This window comes from Nocardia sp. NPDC050435 (assembly GCF_040655395.1).
In the GTDB taxonomy this organism is placed as follows: Bacteria; Actinomycetota; Actinomycetes; order Mycobacteriales; family Mycobacteriaceae; genus Nocardia.
The window spans coordinates 13,848-32,171 of sequence record NZ_JBFAJW010000001.1 but is presented as its reverse complement, the minus strand read 5'-3'; the positions used below and the strand labels follow the sequence as shown (position 1 = coordinate 32,171).

Sequence of the window (18,324 nt, the reverse complement as noted above, 5' to 3'; positions counted from 1 at the left end):
CCCGATGACTTATGTGACCACCGAGGACGGCACTCGAATCTTCTACAAGGACTGGGGGCCCGACGACGGGATTCCCGTGCTGCTCAGCCATGGCTGGCCGCTGAACTCCGACAGCTGGGAGAGCCAGGCGCTGTATCTGGCCGAGCACGGCTGCCGGGTCATCGCGCACGACCGCCGCGGCCACGGCCGGTCCACCCAGACCTGGACCGGCAACGAGATGGACACCTACGCCGACGATCTGGCGACCCTGCTCGACACCCTGGATCTGCTCGGCGTGACGCTGGTCGGCCACTCCACCGGCGGTGGCGAGATCACCCGCTATCTGGGCCGGCACGGCTCGGCCCGGGTCGCGAAACTCGTTCTCGTCTCGGCGGTTCCGCCGCTCATGCTGCGCACCGACGACAACCCCGAGGGGCTGCCGATCGAGGTCTTCGACGGCATCCGCGCCGGTGAGCGCGCCTCGCGGGCGCAGCTGTATCGCGAGTTGGCCGACGGGCCGTTCTTCGGTCACAACCGCCGCGGCGACATTCCGCAGGGCGTGCGGGACGCGTTCTGGTCGCAGGGCATGGCCTCCGGGCATCGCAACGCCTACGAGTGCATAGCGGCGTTCTCGGCCACGGACTTTCGTGACGACCTGGCGCGCGTCGACGTGCCGGCCCTGGTCATCCACGGCGACGACGATCAGATCGTGCCGTTCGAGGTCGGTGGCCGGCGCTCGGCCGAACTCATCCCCAAAGCCGAACTGAGGGTCTACGCCGGCGCCGGGCACGCACTGCCCGACACCGAAAAAGACCGCCTCGCCGAGGATCTGCTCACCTTCATCCGCTCCTGAACGGACATCATCATGCACAAACCGCCGATCGTTCTCATCCACGGACTCTGGATGACCCCCGCGAGCTGGGACACCTGGGCCGGCCGCTTCCGTGCCCGCGGCCATCAGGTGCTCGTCCCGGGCTGGCCGGGACTGGGTGACCGCAGCCCCGCCGAGGTCCGCGCCGATCCGAAAGCCCTGGCAGGCATCGGAATCAAGGAGATCGTCGACCATTACGACGAGATCATCCGCGCCCTGCCCGAACAGCCGATCATCATGGGGCACTCCTTCGGCGGCATCTTCGCCCAGATGCTGCTCGACCGCGGCTTGGGGGTCGCCGGTGTCGGCGTCGCGCCCGGGCAGCCGGCCGGGGTGACCGCACTGCCGTTCTCGACGCTGCGCACCGGGTTGCCGGTGCTGTCGAATCCGTTCCGTAAGAACAAGGCGTCGCCGATCTCCAAGCGTCACTTCCACTACACCTTCGGCAACGACCTGTCCCGCGCCGACTCCGACCGGGAGTGGGAGCGGAGCGCGGTGCACTCCTACAACCGCGTGTTCTTCGAAGGCGTGCTGTCCTTGCCCCGGGCCCGCTCCGGGATCACGGCCGTGGACTTCAGGAAACCGGATCGGGCGCCCCTGCTGCTGATCTCGGCCGAGCGGGACCACGTCGCCCCGCCGCGTATTCAGCGCGCCACCCTCGCCGAATACGCCGAGGGCACCGCGGTGGTCGAGCGGGTCGAGTATCCCGGCCGCACGCACCGGCTGGTCAGCCAGGACGGCTGGGAGGAGATCGCCGATCACGCGCTGGACTGGGCGCTGCGCCACGCCGCGACCCGATCCGTCCAATTCACCGATTCCCGCTCCACGAAAGAAGAATGATCATGTCCGCACGTTCTCTGCGCCACTGGCTGACAGCCCTGGCCGCCGCCACCCTTATCACCGCGGGCCCGCTCCCCGCCGCCGGAGCCGCGCCGGCCGACCCCACCATCGTGCTGGTGCACGGCGCGTTCGCCGACGCCACGAGCTGGGACGCGGTCGCCGCTGAGCTCCGCGGCCGCGGTTATACCGTTGTCACGGTAGACAATCCGTTGCGCGGCCCGCGCAACGACGCCGCCGCGGTGCAGCGCGTCCTGGACACCATCGCCGGACCGGTCGTGCTCGTCGGCCATTCCTACGGGGGCGCGGTCATCACCAACACCCACGACTCCGACGTGCGCGCCAATGTCTACATCGCCGCCTTCGCCCCGGCCGCGGGCGAATTCGTGCAGGGCCTGCTCGACCCGATCCGCTTCCCCGGTAGCCGGATCCTGCCGCCCGCACTGCAATTGCGGCCGGTGGGCGCCGGACTCGACGGGTTCATCGCCGAACCCTACTTCCACGAGATCTTCGCCCAGGATGTCGGCGCGGAGACCGCCGCGACCATGTTCGCGCATCAGAACTCGGCCTCACTGCTGGCCAATCTGGAACCCAGCGGCGCGCCGTCCTGGGCGAACGTCCCCAGCTGGTACCTGCTCTCCCAGCAGGACAACGTGATTCCCGCCGCCGCGCAACGGTTCATGGCCAACCGCGCGGCCGCCGCGCGCACCACCGAGATCCCCGCGTCCCACGCCTCCCTGGTCTCGCGGCCCGGGACCGTCGCCGACACCATCGAGGCCGCCGTCACCGCGACGCGCTGATTCGATAGTCCGGGGATCGGCGAAAGCGGCGGCGCTGTCAGCGATTCAGCGCCGCCGCCAGCTGCCGGCGCGAGGTGACGTCGAGCTTCCGGAAGACCTTGCGCAGGTGGTAGTCGACGGTGCTGGGGCTGAGGAACAGTCGCTCGGCGATGACCTGGTTGGTGACGCCGTCGCCGGCCAGGTTCGCGATCGCCTCCTCCTGGGCGGTGAGCGCCGTCGGGCGGCGCTGCGGCAGGTCCGAGACGATGCCGAGCGGTGCGAGTTCGCGTGCGGCGCGGGCCAGCCAGGATTCGGCGCCCTCGGCGCGGAAGCGGCTCGCGGCCTGCTCCAGATGCGCCGTGGCCTCGCTGCGGCGCCGCGCCCTGCGCAACCACTCCCCCAGCAACAGGTGCGCCCGGCCGGCGTACATCGGGTTGTCCGCCGCCGCCAGCGCCGTGATCGCCTCGCGCAGCGGGGGTTCCGGGTCCGCGGCCAGCAGGGCCGCGCTCATCGCGCGCAGTCCCGCCCCGACGGGTGTGTTCAGTACTCGGCTGTCGCGCTCGAGCCGATCTCGCAGGGCCGTGGCGGTGCGCAGTTCCGCGTGGTGCACCGCGGCTTCGATGAGGTCGACGGCCAGCCAGGCGTCGGGATCGGTTCCGGTGGCCAGCAATCGGTGCGCGGCGTCCCAGGCCGCGTCGCGGTTGTTCGCCGCCAGGTGTTGCAGCAGTTCGGCGCGGACCCACAGTTCCACGCCCGCACCGAAATCCGCGAGCCGACAGGCTTCGGCCTCGGTGGCGGCCTCCTTCGGATCGATGGCGGGTTCGCCCGTCCAGCCCCGCAGTCCGGCCCGCAGCGCGCGCACCGAGAGGTGATCCTCGGGATATCCCGAAACCGTCAGCAGCACAATCGTTTCGGCGATCCGGGCCCGACCGGTGGCGACGCGGCCGACCTGGATGTCGAAGTGCGCCCGGAACGAGACGATATTGACGAGCAGATAGTCGCTGACGGCGCCGCGTGCCGAGGCCTCGAGGCCGGCGAGTACGGCGTCGCGACCGGCGTCGTCGAGCAACGCGCCCGCGGTGTGCACCACACCGCTGTAGGTGGTCAGATAGCCCAGATCGGGCGAGTGCTGCCGCAGGAATTCCCGCACCGCCGCCTGATAGGTGGCGCGCATGCCGGGGCGGCCCAGCACGAACTCGGCGTAGCAGCGCAGGGCGAGGGTCGCCGCACCGGGCGGGCGGTCGCGTGTCAAGCGCTCCGCCGCGTGCGCGAGTTCGGGCGCGGTCGCCGTGGTCGTCAGATAGGTCGAGAGCCAGGTTGCGCGGATTCCCATACCCAGCGCGTCGAGCGCTTGGTCGGGCCGCCGCGCCGACTCCAGCGCACGGGCCAGCCGGAGCAGCGCGTCCGCCCGGCCGCCGAAGGCACCCGCGTCGATCGTCGGGATCAGGCTCTCGGCCCGCACGACGTCGAGTTCGGCATTCTGATCGGCGCGCAGGAACCGCGTGTCGATTTCTCCGGTGAGCGCCCGGGACTGGAGCATCGCCCCGGCCAGCAGCGCGGACTGGGCGGCCGCCAGCAGGCGGCTCGCGCGCCGAGCGCCGAGGCAGGCGTCGGCCGCGCGCACCAGCAGCCGGGTCCGGGTCGCGTAATCGCCCCGGCGGCCCGACTCCGCCGCGGCGAGCTCCAGTTGATCGGCGAGCTCGTCGTCGACCCCGCTGCTCGCCGCGGCGCGGTGCAGCAGCGCCCGCTGCTCCAGGTGCAGGTCCGCGGCGGCGCGGGCGAGGTAGCGGTGCGCGTCGCGGCGCTGCTCGAGGGTGCTGCCCGCGTGCACCGCCGAGCGAATCAGCTGGTGCCGGAACAGCACTCGGTCCGAGATCGCGACGAGGTCGGCGAGTTCGGCCGAGGTGGAGGCGTCTGCCGGTAATCCCGCCTGGCCGGCGGCGGCGGCGATCACGCTCAGCGCGCCCTCGGCGTCCAGTGCGGCGATCAGCAGCCAGTGCCGGCCGGCGGGCGGCAACGCGTCGACCTGGCGCAGGTATTGCGACTGCAGGTGCGCGCCGAGCGGAATCGGCTCGGGCAGCAGCGCGGCGCCTTCGAGTTGCCGCCGGGTCAGCTCGTCGCCCAGGTCACGCAGTGCCAGCGGATTGCCGCCGGTCGCGTCGGCGATCCGTTCGGCTACCGCCGGTTCGATGTCCGCGGCCACCACCGCGCGCAGCAGGGAGACCGCGGCGGCGGCCGGCAGCCCGGTCAGCCGGCGGACCGGCAGGCCCGTCAGCTGGGGACCGACGGCGTCGGTTCGGCACCCGAAGACCAGCACGATCGGGTCGGCGAGCAACCGGCGCCCGACGAAGGCGAACGCGTTCAGGGAATCCTCGTCGATCCACTGCGCGTCATCGATCCAGCAGAACACCGGTCGTTCCGCGGCGAGCAGAGTGACCAGCGACAGCAGCGCCAGCCCGATCGCCGCCCGGTTGCCGTTCGCGCCGTCGGCCAGGCCGGAGGCGACGAGCAAGGTCGTGCGATGGGTGTCGGCGAGCCGATCGAGCGCGTCGCGGTGCGCGAGCACGAGTCGTTGCAGTGCGGCGAACGGCAGATCGAATTCCACCTCCGCGCCGGTGAGGTGCACCACCTCGAATCCGGCGAGTTCGGCCAGCACCTCGGTGACGAGTGCCGTCTTGCCGATGCCCGCGTCGCCTTCGAGCACCGTGGTCGAGCTGCGACCGGATTCGGCGGCGGCGCACAGCGCACGCAGCCACGCCAGGTCCTCGGTGCGGCCGTGCAAGGGGGACATCGACCGCACCGGAACTCCTTGACACGCGTAACTCGAGTTTTCCTCGACAGTGCCGTCCCGCACCGGATTCCGGACCACGTGAAGCACGTAGTCTTCAGGTCCGCTCCAGCACCGCCCGGTGTTCGCGCAGCTGGCGGCGCGAGGAGATGTTCAATTTCCGGAAGACCTTGCGCAGGTGATAGTCGACGGTGTTCGGGCTGAGGAACAAGGTGGAGGCGATCTCCGGATTCGTCGCCCCGGCCGCGGCCAGCCGTGCGACCTGAGCCTCCTGCACGGTCAGTCGCGGCGCGCTCGCGGGTGCGCCGAGCGCGGCAGATTCGCCCAGCGCCGCCAGTTCGCGGTGGGCACGCTCGACGAAGGCGGTGATACCGGCTTGCTCGAAACCCGCGCTCGCGCGGCGCAAGTGGATGCCGGCGTCCTTGCGGCGCCGGTTACGGCGCAGCCATTCGCCGTAGAGCAGGTGGGTTCGGTCCAGGTCGCCGGGAGCGTTCGTCGTCGCGAGCAACTCCAGTGCGGTGCGGAAATGCTGCTCGGCGGCGGGGGTTTCGTCGAGCAGCGCCTGACAGCGGGCGCTGACGCCGCGCGCCCACGGTGACCCGGACGCGGCGGCCACCTCCGCCAGCGTCGCGGCGCCGCGGGCCGCGTCCGCCCGATGCCCGCAGCGCACAGCGGCTTCCACGTGTTCGGGCAGATACCGGAGCAGGGCCTGGGGGACGGCGTGCCGCAACACGTCGGTCAGCTTCGCGAGGGCGGCTTCGGGGGCGCCCCGGGCCAGATCCCGCACCGCCAGCGCGTGCAGGGTCGTGGAGTGGACGGCGCCGTAGCCCGCCGCCAGGCCCGCCGACGCGACCTGCTCCACCAGTTCCGGCGCTTGCCCGGACCAGGCCAGATAGGCGCCGTTGCGGACGTGCTCGGCGGGATAGCCCATGGCGCGCCGGGTTTCGCGCACCCGCTCGATCGTGCGACTCGCCGCGAGCGGATCGCTGCGGTCGACATCACACACCGACCGCATCCACAGGTAGGTGTCGAGGGCCTTGAGCGCACCGCCGGCCACGGCGACGCGTTCGCTCTGGTCCAGATGCCGGTCCCGGGCACGCTCGTCCCACAGCGCCGTCGTCAGCGCCACCCCGGCCGGGCCGAACAGCAGAATGCGCGGATCGTCGCCGAGCGCGGCGATGGCCTCGACCGCGGCGCGAATCGGGGCCACGGCCTCGGCGTAGGGGTCCAGGATCAGGGCTGCCACGCCGGTGAGCACGGTGGCGACCACATCGCCGGACGTCCCGGCGGCCCGCCGCATCCGGGTGCCGATCTCGGCGAATGTTGTTCCGCGCAAACGGCTTTCGACCGGCAGGGCGAGATCGAAGGCGTGCAGCAGCGCCTGCCGCTCGCGGTCCGGATCCCGGTCCCGGAACAGCTCCGCCGCCGCGACCAGGTGGGCGGCGGCCTCGGGGATGGCCGCCGCGTCGAGCAGGAACACCGCCAGCGAGGCGCGCAGCGCCAGGCGCCGGCCGGTCCGGATCGGATCGCCGTCGGCACCGCCGCCGCGTTCGAGCAGCTCCAGCGCGAACCGGCCCGCCCCGGCGGCCGCCGCAGCTTCGGCGGCGTCGATCAAGCGTTCCTGCCGGCGATCCGGGTCGACGGTGAGCTCGGCGGCCTTGGTCAGCAGGCTTGCCTGCGAGATCAGGCCACCGCGCCGGGCGGCGCGGTAGGCCGCCGCGGCGAGGCGGTCCGCGACGCCGTCGTCGGGGCGGGCGGCGGCTTCGGCGGCGTGCCAGGCCGCGAGATCGTCCAGGTCACGGGCGCGGGCAGCGACCGCGAGCGCGGCGTGCACGCGGCGGCGGTCGGCGGCCGGTACGGCGCTGTAGACCGCGGTCTGGATGAGCGGGTGCCGGAAGCGCACGGTCCCCCCGATGATCACCAGACCGGCCGAATCCGCTGTCTCACCGGCACTCTCGTCCACGCCGAGCAGTGCCGCGGCCTCGTCGACCAGCCGCAGGTCACCGGTCGACTCCGCGGCGGCGACCAGCAGCCACTGCTGCGCCGGCACCGGTAGCGAGCGGGCCTGGCGCTGATAGAGCTGCTCCAGCTGCCGGCCCGAGCCCAGCGGGGAGGGAATGAACGACGAATCTGCCAGCCGCCGCACACCCAGATCCTCGCCGAGGTCGGTCAGGGCCAGCGGATTGCCGCCGACCGCGTCGACGATTCCCGCGGCCACCAGTGGATCGGAGGTCACGCCGAGCCGGGTGGTGAGCAGGGCGATGGCATCGGCCCGGTCCAACTCGGCGAGCTCGACCACCGGCACGCCGCCCAGATGCACGTCGACATCGGGGTCCGGCCGGGCGGCGAAGAGCACCAGCACCGCCTCGGCATGCAGACGGCGGGCCGCGAAACCCAAGGCGTCCAGCGATTCCCGGTCCATCCACTGGACGTCGTCGACGACGCACAGCACCGGAACCTCACGAGCCACGTACGCGAGCAGACCCAGCAGCGCGCGCCCGACCAGGAACCGATCGGGCACCGGGCCTCGGCTGCGGCCGACCGCGACCTCCAGCCCTTGGCGTTCCTGGGCCGGCAACACGGCCGAATCCGGCTCCAGGCGCGCGAGCAACCGTTGCAGACCGGCGTAGGGCAGCGCCTGTTCCACCTCGAAACCGTCCGAGCGCAGGATCCGGAATCCCGCGGCCCGGGTGACGGCGGCCTCGAGCAGGGCGGTCTTTCCGATACCCGGGTCCCCCAGCAGCCGCAGCGCCCGCCCCTGGCTGTTGCGCACGATCGAGAGCAGGCCGGCGATTTCGGCCAACTGGTCGTCGCGCCCGAGCAGAAAGCCCCTCTCCCCCGTCATGCGCTGGGCCCGGGAACGACTCGGTGGGGCGTGAACACGACTTGCCTCCCTGATGGAACCTGGAGGCGGAACTTAGCACTGCCGCCGGATGCGAAACTCCAGGCGTGACCGACGTAACGCTCCGGCCCTTGGACGAGCCCTTGGCGACGAGGGCGGCGATCATCGTGGCGGGAGACGAGGTCCGCGCCGAGCTTTCGCTCGACTGACACAGCGCCGGGCTCAAGGATTGGCGCAGAGTTCTGCAATGGCGGCGTTCTACTTTTGACTCGCGAGGCGGCCCGGTCAGGGACGGCGGGGCCGTGAAAGGACTCGCGCACAAGGAATTACGATGAAGAGCAAGACGATCAAGGCGACGGCGGCCGCGTTCGCGTCCGTCCTGATTCTCGGCGGCGCGGCGACCGTGACGGCGCGCCCCGCGCAGGCCGCGACGGAGTGGTCCGCCAAGACCGCCGGGGCCAAGGCGTGGGGCACCTACTGGTTCAGCGGGGGCCGCTCCTATGTCGAGGGCACGCTGTGTGACACCGCGAGCGACGAGCGGTCGGCCGCGCTGAGTCTCTGGTGGAATCACAACTGGAACGGGCCCTCGCGCACCGAGCACCCCGAAGCCCACGGCAACGGCAAGTGCGTGGACTTCAGCTACAACTCGCAGTGGGAAGACAACCTGAAGGCGAACATCCACACCGAGAACTACTGGGGGCAGTACAACGGCGACGACTTCTGGATCTGGACGTAACCACCCTGCCCGTGGCGTCCGCTGACCGATCAGCGGGCGCCGCTCAGTCCGGTGGTTCCGTCGCCTCGGGGCTGCGGCTCTCGGCGTCGAGGTCGTCGCGCTGTGGAGCGGTGCCCGAACCCACCAGATCCGTTTCGGCGGCCACGTCGGTGCGGTCGTCCTCGGAGCTGCGATCGGCCACGTCGATGGCAGCGCTCAACTCGTCCTCGAGCCGTTGCGCGGTCGCGTGATCACCGGCCTGCTCGGCCGTGCTGATGTCCTCGCGCAGCTGGGCGATGATGTTCTGGTATCCCATGGGGCCATCCTCGGTGGTGATCGGAGGCCGGATGGTCCGGCATCCGGCTGATGGTCGTCGCCGTACCCGCTCCTCCGGGCCCGAAACCCCGCACCGAAAAGTGCGGGACCCGAACCGATCTACTTCGAAGCGTCGTCGAGAAAACCGTTGAGCAACGGCAGGAGCAGGTCCGACCGGAAGGTGATGTCGTTGTGGGTGGTGCCGGGCACGGTTTCCAGCCGTGCCCGGCCGGGCGCGGCGGCCTCGAACCGGGCGACCATCTCGACGGCGTGATCGCGTGCGAGCGCGTCGGATTCGGCGGTCAGGACGAGTGTGCGGGCGCGGATCTGATCCAGCTGGGTGGTCCAGTCGTAGTCCTGGGTGAGCAATTGCCTTGTCTTGGTGACCAAGTCGGCCCATCCGGCCGGGTTCGGCGCGACCGCGGTATACATCTGATACAGCGGTGTCTGCCGCATCGCCTCGGGATCCATCGCGGCCATGCCGGCGCGGGTCTCGGGCAGCCAGCCCGAGGAGCGGAACGGGGCCGAGGCGATGATCAGGCGGTCGACGAGTTCGGGAGTGCGAGCGGCCATTTGCAGGGCGACGCCGCCGCCGAGCGAGTAGCCGAGCACGTCGGCCCTGCCCAGCGCCAGGTGTTCGGTCAGCGCTGCCACATCGTCGGCCAGCGCCTCGTAGGACAGGGGCCGATCGAAGTCGGGGCTGTGTCCGTGGGCTTGCAGATCCACCAGCACGACCTGCCGGGTCTTCGCGAGTTCCGGGACCATTGCACCGAAGGTGGCTTCACCGGTAACCAGGCCGCCGTGCAGCAGGATCAGTGGCGCACCGGTGCCGTGGGTCTCGTAATAGATTCGGCCGCCGTTGATTTCGGCGTAGTGGCCTTTGCCGTCGGCGGAGGCCTGGTCGGCTGCCGCGGGCGGCGAGGCGGGGCTGCCCTCGCTGCAACTGCTCAGCAGCATCGCCGTCAGGGCTGCCGCGGTCACCGTGGCGACCTTCGCCAAGCGTGAGGTGGTGCGTGTGAACATGGTGAAACTCCTTGTTTAGCGATGGTTTTGGGGGTTGTCGGATGGTCAGACCAGCGCGGCGGCGCGGGGCCGAACCTCGGTCGCGGGGGCCGCCGGCTGCTCGATAGCGCCGACCTGGGTTCGGATGAACGCTCCGATCCAGCCCCAGGCGAGCAGGGACGCGGCAGCGAACAGCACACTGGTGAGGCCGGGAACGACATAGGGCAGGACCAGGTAGGCGATGCCCACCGCGACACTCGCGACGGCCATGGCATTGCGCCCCTGCGCGGCGAAGCGACGGGCGAGCACGATCTCGGCGGCCACCAGGGCGACACCGGCGATCATCGCCGCTACCCCGTGCCCGATGCCGTGCCAGGTCAGGGTGTCGGCGGCACCGACCGGAAAGTTCTGCACCGGATCGCAGACGAGCACCCCCGCCGCGACGAGACCCGCGCCGAACACGCCGACCAGGCGCGGAATCCAGACGTGCCCGGGGCCGGTCGTCATGGTGCGGCGCAGGCCGATCGCGGCGGCCAGGAACATCAGCCCGGTGAGCACGAAATTGGCGATCTGGATCCAGCCCAGTTCGCCCAGGGCGAGCTGGCTGAGCATATGACGGCGCAGGTCGAACCCGTCGCGGGTCGCGGCCTGGGCCAGCGCCACGACGAAGAAGGCGGGGGTGGCGTAAACGCCTGCGGCGAGCAGCTTTTCGGTCTTCATCAGAATCTTTCGTCGGGGGGATGCGGGTGCGGCGCCAGATAATCTGTACGCTGTTCAGAAGAGAACATACGACCACTTCTGGACAGCGTCCAGATATAGTGGTGCACGTCACATGGAGGACGCGTGGGCGATACCGGAACGAAGCGGTCGACCTATCGGCACGGCGCGCTGAAAGAGGCGCTGATCGAGGCGGGCGTGGCGATGGCGCGGGAAAGCGGCGGGCCGCAGGGCATCGCGCTGCGGGAGGCGGCCCGGCAGGCGGGCGTCGCACCGAACGCGGCCTATACGCATTTCGCGAACAAGGACGCGCTGATCCAGGCCGTCGCCCGGGTCGCGCTGGCGAAGCTGGCGGCGACCATGGTCGCCGAGCAAGAGGCGGTGACGCCCTCCGACGATCCCGCCGGAACCGCCCGCGCGCGCTTCCACGCGGTCGGGACGGGGTATCTGCGGTTCGCCCGGGAAGAACCCGGCCTGTTCCGGACCGCCTTCACCACCCAGAGCGACGTGAGCGCGGTCGCCGAGCCGGCCGCGGCGGGACCCACGGGCCGCTCGGCCATCGATCTGCTGTCGGACTCCCTCGACGGCCTGGTCGAGGCCGGGCTTCTGGCCGCCGACCGTCGCCCGGGAGCGGAGTTCAAAGCCTGGCCGACCGTGCACGGACTGGCCTACCTCGCCGTGGACGGCCCGCTGCGGTTCTTGGAGCCCGAGCAACTCGACGACGTCACCGCGCAGCTGCTCGAGATGCTCGACCGCGGACTCTAATCCGGACCGGCGTCCGCGCGCAGATACTCCAGAATCGCGAGCACCCGCCGATTGCGCGCGGCGCCCGGCGGCAGATCGAGCTTGGTAAAGATCGCGTTGATGTGTTTTTCCACCGCGCTGCGGGTGACGTACAGCTCGGCGCAGATGGCGGCGTTGCTGTGGCCCTCGGCCATCAGCGTAAGCACCGCGCGCTCCCGCTCGGTGAGGCGGTTCAGCGGCGATTCGGCACGGCTGTGCAGCAACAGTTGACGTACCACCTCGGGGTCGAAGGCGGTACCTCCCCGACCGACCCGTTCGACGGCGTCGAGGAACGCGTCGATCGCCGAGACGCGATCCTTGAGCAGGTAGCCGATGCCCCCGCTCCCGGTCAAGAACTCTGTCGCGTAACGCCTTTCGATGTATTGCGAGAGCACGAGCACCCCGACGCCCGGCCAGCGCCGCCGGATCTCGAGCGCCGCCCGGATCCCCTCGTCGAGATGATCCGGCGGCATCCGGACGTCGGCGATGACCAGATCCGGCGGACGCAGCGCCACCGCGGCGAGCAATTCGACGGCGGTGCCCACCGAGTCGACGATCTCGTGGCCCTCCGCGGCGAGCAACTGGGCGATGCTCTCGCGCAGCAGCGCCGAATCCTCGGCCAGGGTTATGCGCACGGCACCTCCATCCGCAGAATGGTCGGACCACCGGCCGGGCTCTCGACGCGCAGCGTCCCGTCCAGCGCGCCGACCCGCGCGGCGATGCCGGTGAGCCCGTGGCCAGACGAATCCGCCCCGCCACGGCCGTCGTCGCGGACCACCAGGCTGAGCACACCCGCCGTCTGCGTGACGGCGATGTCGACCCGCTGCGCCGCAGCATGCTTGATCACGTTCGTGATCGCCTCGCTCGCGGTGAAGTAGCAGGCCGACTCGACCGGTCGCGGCGGGCGCGTCGCGAGCCGGTACTCGAGGTGAATCGGCACCGGCGTGCGATCGGCCAGGGCGTCGAGCGCGCACCGCAGTCCGTCGCGGTCCAGCATGGCGGGATAGACGCGCCCGGACACCGCGCGCAGATCCGCGAGAATGCTGTGCGTCTCGGCGAGGGCGCGGCGATGCAGTTCGGCCTGCGGGCCGGGCTCGGCGGTGCGCTCCGCGCGCCCGAGCAGAATCGAGAGCGCGACCACCCGCTGCTGCACGCCGTCGTGAATGTCGCGCTCGATGCGGCGGCGCTCTTCGTCGATCGCGGCGACCACCTCGGCCCGCGCCGAGGTCAACCGGTCCACCCGCTGCGCCAGCTCCTCGGATCCGGGCCGGGAGAACAGATTCCACAGCCGCGCCTCCATGCCGACCAGCCCGGCCACGCCCTGTGCGGCCAGATATCCCAGCACCAGGCCGGGCAGGATCAGTACCGCGACGGTCATCCACGTCACGCGCCCGGGCTCGGGCGCGTCCATCAGCGGTACCGCACCGCCGGTGGCCGCCCCGATCAGCACGCTGACCGTGACCGCGACGCCCGCGACGATCAGCAGCAGAATGATCGCGGTGAGCAGGCCGACCAGCGCGCGCATCCCCAGATAGGCCGTCGCCCGGCGACCCGCCGGGCGACCGCGCAGCCGGGCACCGCACAGGGGAGCCAGCCGAATTCGCTCGAGCGCGATCACCGATTCCACCGCGCGCGGCGCGAGCAGACCGGTCAGCGCTCCGGCGACGTCGACCGGCGCCATGAGCACACCCAGGCCGAGCCCAACCGCGACGCGGCCGGCGCGACGCACTCCCCCGGCCGGAGTCCACGGGGCCGCTCTCGTCATCCTCCGATTCTCTCGTGCCGTCCCCGCCGCCGGCCACCGACCCGGCGCACCACGAAGACCGCGACAGCGACGAAGACGGTGAGAACGACAAGTTTCTGCAGGACATCGGCATAGGGCTCTACGGCGTCCCAGTTCTCCCCGAGGTAGTAGCCCGAGAGCACGAAGATCGTGTTCCAGATCAAGCTGCCGGCAGTCGTGAGGACCGTGAACCGGACGACGCTCATCCGCTCGATCCCGGCCGGGATCGAGATCAGGCTACGGAACAGCGGGATCATCCGCCCGAAGAACACCGCCTTGGTGCCGTGCCGCTGGAACCACGCCTCGGCCTTGTCGACGTCGCCGACGCGCACCAGCGGCAGCCAGGCCACGATGCGGCGCATCCGGTCGCGGCCGAGCAGCGCTCCGAGGCCGTAGAGCACCAGGGCGCCCGCCACCGATCCCGCCGTGGTCCAGAACAATGCCTCGGCCAGCGTGAAATCACCGCGGCTGGCGGTAAATCCGGCCAGCGGCAGAATGATCTCACTCGGCAACGGTGGAAACAGATTCTCCAGGGCGATGCCCAGGCCCGCGCCGGGACTGCCCAGTGTTTCCATCAGCCGCACCGCCCAGCCCGCAAGGCCCGAGAGTTCGCCGCCGGTCGAATTCGTGATCGTATCCATGGTTTCGACGCTAGGAATCGCGGGGCGCGCGGGCACTGGTGCTCGCCGCCGGGCGGGCGCGGGACATCCGCACCGGCCGGGGTGGGGTTTTCCGCAGGAGAAGGCAGGGTTTACCGCATCACGGACGGGTCGGCCGGTTCCTAACGTCGAGGCATGCGCAAGAAACTGTTTCGGAGCGCGCTGGCGCTCGGCGCGGTCGTTGTCACCTTCGTTCTGGTGTTCGCGCTGGTGCTGGTCACCCGGCGGGATCAGATGCTCGCCGGAGTCGTGGGACGTACCGCGGATTGGTCGAATGTCGATGTGGTGCTGCGTATTTCGGATCCCAGCCGGAACCGGGTCTGGACCGGCACCGGGGCGGGCGTCCCGCACCGCGAGCCGCTGGGGCCGGACAGCCGGTTTCGGATCGGCAGTATCACCAAGACTTTCGTCGCCACGGTGGTGTTGCAGCTGGTGGACGAAGGGCGCGTCGGGCTGGACCGGCCGATCGCCGACCACTTGCCCGGGGTGGTACCCGGCGGTGAGCGAATCACCGTGCGGCAGTTGCTCAACCACACCAGCGGCCTCTACGACTACATGAAGAACCCCGGCATGTCGACCAACCGCTGGCGCGGCACCGAGCGCTTCGCCACCTACCGCCCCGAGCACCTGCTGGAAGCCGCCTTCCGGCACCCGCCCTACTTCGAACCGGGCGCCCGGTTCCGCTACTCCAACACCAACTACATCGTGCTCGGCAGCCTGATCGAGCGCGTCACCGGCGCGCACTACGGTGCGGAGGTCGAGCGGCGGATCCTGGCGCCACTGCGACTGTCCCATACCACCGTGCCGGGTGCGGATCCCGCGATACCGGAGCCGGCGATCCGGGCCCGGCAGCCGATCACCGACGGAACCGTCGCCGACGTCACCGAGATGAATCCCTCGCTGGACTGGGCGGCGGGCGAGATGCTCTCCACCACAGCCGATCTCGACAGATTCCTGGGAGCGCTCCTCGGCGGCGAGCTGATCAGCGCCGCCGCGTTGACGGAGATGAAGCGCTCGGTGCCGATGGGCATGGGGTTCCACTACGGCCTCGGCCTGCAACGGTTCGATCCGCCGTGCGGCGAATCGATCTGGGGTCACGGGGGCGAGCTGCTCGGCTACCTGACCTTCGCCTACCGGTCGGCGGCCGAGCGTTCGCTGTCCATGGTGATCGCCTCGGCCGGTTCCGCGAACGCGCTACCGTTCTACGCGACCGTCACTGCCGCATTCTGCCTGGCCTGACCGGTCGCACACGGCTGCAGACGGAGGCATTAGCCTGCTCGGAGTGAAAAGCCCTCGATTACGCACGCTGGAGCGCGAGATCCGCGCGGACGCGGCGGCGCTCGAGCGCTTCTGGGCGGAGCTGGCCGCGAGCGGCGCGCCGCTGATCGAGCCGGTTCCCGGCCGGCCGGACGAGCGACTGGTCACGGTGGTGTGGCGGGAGACGCGATCGGTCAGCGGGGTGTATGTGCTGGCGAACCGGGTCACCGACGGCGCGAACGCGCGGCGGGGCATGATGCGCCGGATCGACGGGACCGATGTCTGGTATGCCAGCCTGCGACTACCCGTGGGCTCGCGGTGCTCCTACCGCATTCACCCTTTCGATGCGGATGATCCGCACCTCACCGAGGACGGGCCGCGCGGCGGGTCGGCGCGCTGGCTCCCCGACGATCGATCGGATCCGTTGAACGCGCACGCGAACGGGCCGTTCGGTTCGATGATCGAGCTGGAGGGCGCGCCCAGCCTCGCCGAGTGGACCGCGAAACCGGTGCTGGACGACCGGACCACCGCGATCGAGTTCACCGCCTCGACCGGTGCCCGGTATCGGTTACGTCGTTTCGTCCCTGCGGATTTCGACCCGGAGCCCCGGGTGCTGGTGGTGACCGATGCCGAGCGCTGGTTCGGCGACTTCGGCATCGTCGGCGCGATCTCGGCGGCCGTGACCGCCGGGCGGATCGCTCCCACCCTCGTGGTGGGGGTCGAAGCCGGTCCCCCCGAGGACCGGATGCGGCAGCTCGGAGCCGACCCGGCTTTCATCGACACGCTGGCCGACGAGATCCTGCCGGCCGTCGCCCCGGCTCCGGCGCACGTCACGCTGTGCGGTCAAAGTCTGGGCGGGCTCACCGCTGTGGCGGCCGCGCTGTGGCGCCCCGACGCCTTCGACACGGTGCTGGCGCAGTCGGCGTCCACCTGGTGGCGGCCCGGGATGACCACTCGCCCAACGCGATTCGGAGACGGCGACACCTGGCTCGCCGAGCAGGCCGCCGTCGCGCCGGTCTCGGCGGTGCGGATACGGATGGCCGTCGGAGCGAACGAGGGGCCGATGCGCCGCGACCTGGCGGCGCTGCGCGAACTGCTGATCACGCGTGGCTTCGACGCCGCGCTGGAGGTCTACGCGGGCGGCCACGACTGGTGCTGCTGGGCGGCCGCCCTGCTGGCCGGCCTGGCGGCGGACCAGCCCTGAGGCCGGTGCGCGAGCACACCGGCCTCGCCGGGATCACTTGGTGCGCAGGTCCTTCAGCGCCTCCTCCACCCGGTCCAGGGTGTAGTTGGCGTCGGTGTACCCGGCGACGGTGTTCTTGCCGCCCACATAGACCCGGCCGCCCTTGACCGCGGGCAGCTGCTGGTAGAGCGAGGTCCCCTGCACGGTCTTCATGAACGGGTTGACCGCGCCGCGCAGATTGGAATCCAGGAACAGCACGTCCGCGTCGCCGACGGCGGAGTCCAGCTTCTCGTTGGAAAGAGTTGCCTCGGCTTCCTTCTTCCCCTGGACCACCGCGTTCTCCTGGCCGGACCAGGCGAAGCCCAGCGGGCGCAGCAGCGTGCCCTGCATGGAGTTCTCACCCCAGGCGTAGAAGTTGTTCTCCTCGTAGGAGCCGATCACGCCGACCCGCTTGCCCTGGATGACGTCCTTGTAGGTCTCGGCGATGCCGCGCTGCCGCTGGCCGAACGCGGCTTGGAGCGCCTCGGCCTTGGCGCGGACGCCGAGCGCGTCGGCGATCTGCTCGGTGCGCAAGGTCCACTTGGCGCGATCGCCGCCGCGCAGGGTGAAGGTGTACACGGGGGCGATCTCGCGCAGCGCCGCGGTGGTCTTCTCGTCGTAGATGTTCGGCGCGAAGATCAGATCCGGGTTCAGGGCGGCGATGTCCTCGAGCTTCGGTTCCTGGGTCGCGACCACCGGGACCTGTTGCACCGCGGCCAGTTTGGACTCGGGGATGATGCCGGGCTCGAACGCGCCCTGGCCGATCGGGGTGAAGCCGAGATCGTAGACGGGCTGGGTGGCCGCGTAGTGCAGCGTGACGATCCGCTGGGGCGTTTCGGGCACGGTGACCGCGGCGCCGGTGGCGTCGGTGACGGTGCGGGTCGCCGCGGCGGCGGTGCCGCCGTCCTCGGCGGCCGAGCAACCGGTCAGGACCAGCGCGGCGGCTGCGACCAGCGACAGACATAGGGACTTCATGGAGCGACCTTCCGGGTATCGGCGCCGGGGACCGCGCGGCGGCCCCGGTGCCGGGTGATGAGGTGAGGCCCGCCGTTCACGGGATCCTCGATTACGGTGGCTTCGATGTCGAAGACCTCGGCGAAGAGTTCGGGGGTGAGCACCTCGCCGGGAGTGCCCTGGGCGACGATTCGCCCCTGGGAGAGCACGATCAGATGTCCGGCGTAGCGGGCCGCGTGATTGATGTCGTGCAGCACCGCGACGATCGTGCGGCCGGTGGTGTGGTTGAGGTCGGCGAACAGATCCAGCAGTGAGATCTGGTGTGCGACATCGAGAAACGTCGTCGGCTCGTCGAGCAGCAGAATGGGGCTCTCTTGGGCCAGGGTCATCGCGACCCAGGCGCGCTGGCGCTGGCCGCCGGAGAGTTCGTCGACCGGGCGCGCGGTCAGTTCGGTGAGGCCGGTCTGCTCCAGCGCATGGCGCACGCTGCGTTCGTCCTCGGGGCTCCAGCGCGCGAGCACCGATTGATGGGGGTAGCGACCGCGGCGCACGAGATCGAGCACCGAGATCCCCGCCGGGGTGATCGCCGATTGCGGCAGCAGGCCCAGCCGGGTGGCCAGGTCTTTGGCGCGCATGCGGTGAATGTCCTTGCCGTCCAGGTACACCGCGCCCACGGTGGGCCGCAGCAACCGGGACAGCGACCGCAGCAGGGTGGATTTGCCGCTGGCGTTCGGGCCGAGGATCACGGTGAACTCGCCGTCGGGTATCTCGACCGAGAGGTGCTCGCCGATGACGCGGCCGTCGTAGGCCATGGTGATGTC

At 70.7% G+C, this 18,324-nt stretch carries 17 protein-coding genes; 7 read left to right on the top strand and 10 right to left on the bottom strand.

Annotated elements, in window-relative coordinates; genetic code table 11:
- Window positions 1–4 precede the first annotated feature (4 nt).
- The 3 genes from AB0I43_RS00160 to AB0I43_RS00150 are packed head-to-tail and all read left to right on the top strand — an operon-like array spanning window position 5 to window position 2,487.
- Window positions 5–832 carry an alpha/beta hydrolase gene (locus tag AB0I43_RS00160; protein ID WP_356977606.1) on the top strand — a complete coding sequence of 276 codons (828 nt, stop codon included), beginning with the start codon at window positions 5–7 and terminating at the stop codon, window positions 830–832.
- A gap of 12 nt (window positions 833–844) precedes the next feature.
- A complete protein-coding gene (locus AB0I43_RS00155; protein ID WP_356977607.1) occupies window positions 845–1,690 on the top strand; it encodes an alpha/beta fold hydrolase in 846 nt (281 codons plus the stop codon).
- 2 nt (window positions 1,691–1,692) lie between these two features.
- A complete protein-coding gene (locus tag AB0I43_RS00150; RefSeq protein ID WP_356977608.1) occupies window positions 1,693–2,487 on the top strand; it encodes an alpha/beta hydrolase in 795 nt (264 codons plus the stop codon).
- 37 nt (window positions 2,488–2,524) lie between these two features.
- Here the strand turns inward: AB0I43_RS00150 and AB0I43_RS00145 are convergent, their stop codons facing one another.
- Together AB0I43_RS00145 and AB0I43_RS00140 are read right to left on the bottom strand one after the other, a co-directional pair.
- On the bottom strand, window positions 2,525–5,257 hold the full coding sequence (locus tag AB0I43_RS00145) for an AAA family ATPase (protein WP_356977663.1): 2,733 nt from the start codon (window positions 5,255–5,257) through the stop codon (window positions 2,525–2,527).
- Between the two features lie 94 nt (window positions 5,258–5,351).
- The gene (locus AB0I43_RS00140) at window positions 5,352–8,099 is read right to left on the bottom strand and encodes an AAA family ATPase (protein ID WP_356977610.1); all 2,748 of its coding nucleotides are present in this window, start codon (window positions 8,097–8,099) and stop codon (window positions 5,352–5,354) included.
- 328 nt (window positions 8,100–8,427) lie between these two features.
- On the opposite strand from AB0I43_RS00140, the gene AB0I43_RS00135 reads away from it, so the two are divergent.
- Complete coding sequence (locus AB0I43_RS00135; RefSeq protein ID WP_356977612.1) at window positions 8,428–8,832, top strand: hypothetical protein; 405 nt, start codon at window positions 8,428–8,430, stop codon at window positions 8,830–8,832.
- A gap of 43 nt (window positions 8,833–8,875) precedes the next feature.
- On the opposite strand, the gene AB0I43_RS00130 is transcribed toward AB0I43_RS00135, so the two are convergent.
- The 3 genes from AB0I43_RS00130 to AB0I43_RS00120 form a co-directional block, all read right to left on the bottom strand.
- Window positions 8,876–9,127 carry a hypothetical protein gene (locus tag AB0I43_RS00130; protein ID WP_356977614.1) on the bottom strand — a complete coding sequence of 84 codons (252 nt, stop codon included), beginning with the start codon at window positions 9,125–9,127 and terminating at the stop codon, window positions 8,876–8,878.
- 119 nt (window positions 9,128–9,246) lie between these two features.
- Complete coding sequence (locus AB0I43_RS00125) at window positions 9,247–10,149, bottom strand: alpha/beta hydrolase (protein WP_356977616.1); 903 nt, start codon at window positions 10,147–10,149, stop codon at window positions 9,247–9,249.
- A gap of 45 nt (window positions 10,150–10,194) precedes the next feature.
- On the bottom strand, window positions 10,195–10,848 hold the full coding sequence (locus AB0I43_RS00120) for a DUF998 domain-containing protein (RefSeq protein ID WP_356977618.1): 654 nt from the start codon (window positions 10,846–10,848) through the stop codon (window positions 10,195–10,197).
- 123 nt (window positions 10,849–10,971) lie between these two features.
- On the opposite strand from AB0I43_RS00120, the gene AB0I43_RS00115 reads away from it, so the two are divergent.
- Complete coding sequence (locus tag AB0I43_RS00115) at window positions 10,972–11,610, top strand: WHG domain-containing protein (protein WP_356977620.1); 639 nt, start codon at window positions 10,972–10,974, stop codon at window positions 11,608–11,610.
- Here AB0I43_RS00115 and AB0I43_RS00110 read toward each other — a convergent pair.
- Genes AB0I43_RS00110 through AB0I43_RS00100 form a run of 3 tightly spaced genes read right to left on the bottom strand, consistent with a single transcriptional unit; the run spans window position 11,607 to window position 14,052 of the window.
- Window positions 11,607–12,263 carry a response regulator transcription factor gene (locus AB0I43_RS00110; protein WP_356977621.1) on the bottom strand — a complete coding sequence of 219 codons (657 nt, stop codon included), beginning with the start codon at window positions 12,261–12,263 and terminating at the stop codon, window positions 11,607–11,609. The two genes, AB0I43_RS00115 and AB0I43_RS00110, sit on opposite strands and share 4 nt — an antisense overlap.
- Window positions 12,254–13,393: a histidine kinase gene (locus AB0I43_RS00105; RefSeq protein ID WP_356977623.1), complete on the bottom strand. Its 1,140-nt coding sequence runs from the start codon at window positions 13,391–13,393 to the stop codon at window positions 12,254–12,256. The genes AB0I43_RS00110 and AB0I43_RS00105 overlap by 10 nt, the downstream gene beginning before the upstream one ends.
- Window positions 13,390–14,052, bottom strand: a complete 663-nt coding sequence (locus AB0I43_RS00100) for a DedA family protein (protein WP_356977625.1) — start codon at window positions 14,050–14,052, stop codon at window positions 13,390–13,392. The genes AB0I43_RS00105 and AB0I43_RS00100 overlap by 4 nt, the downstream gene beginning before the upstream one ends.
- A 153-nt stretch (window positions 14,053–14,205) precedes the next feature.
- Between AB0I43_RS00100 and AB0I43_RS00095 the strand changes: the two genes are divergently transcribed.
- Both AB0I43_RS00095 and AB0I43_RS00090 read left to right on the top strand, forming a co-directional pair.
- A complete protein-coding gene (locus AB0I43_RS00095) occupies window positions 14,206–15,309 on the top strand; it encodes a serine hydrolase domain-containing protein (RefSeq protein ID WP_356977627.1) in 1,104 nt (367 codons plus the stop codon).
- A 43-nt stretch (window positions 15,310–15,352) separates the two neighbouring features.
- On the top strand, window positions 15,353–16,531 hold the full coding sequence (locus AB0I43_RS00090) for an alpha/beta hydrolase-fold protein (RefSeq protein ID WP_356977629.1): 1,179 nt from the start codon (window positions 15,353–15,355) through the stop codon (window positions 16,529–16,531).
- A gap of 33 nt (window positions 16,532–16,564) precedes the next feature.
- Here AB0I43_RS00090 and AB0I43_RS00085 read toward each other — a convergent pair whose 3' ends face one another.
- Window positions 16,565–17,524 (bottom strand): ABC transporter substrate-binding protein, encoded by a 960-nt coding sequence (locus tag AB0I43_RS00085; protein ID WP_356977631.1) that lies wholly within the window; start codon window positions 17,522–17,524, stop codon window positions 16,565–16,567.
- Window positions 17,521–18,315: an ABC transporter ATP-binding protein gene (locus AB0I43_RS00080; protein ID WP_356977665.1), complete on the bottom strand. Its 795-nt coding sequence runs from the start codon at window positions 18,313–18,315 to the stop codon at window positions 17,521–17,523. The genes AB0I43_RS00085 and AB0I43_RS00080 overlap by 4 nt, the downstream gene beginning before the upstream one ends.
- Window positions 18,316–18,324 lie beyond the last annotated feature (9 nt).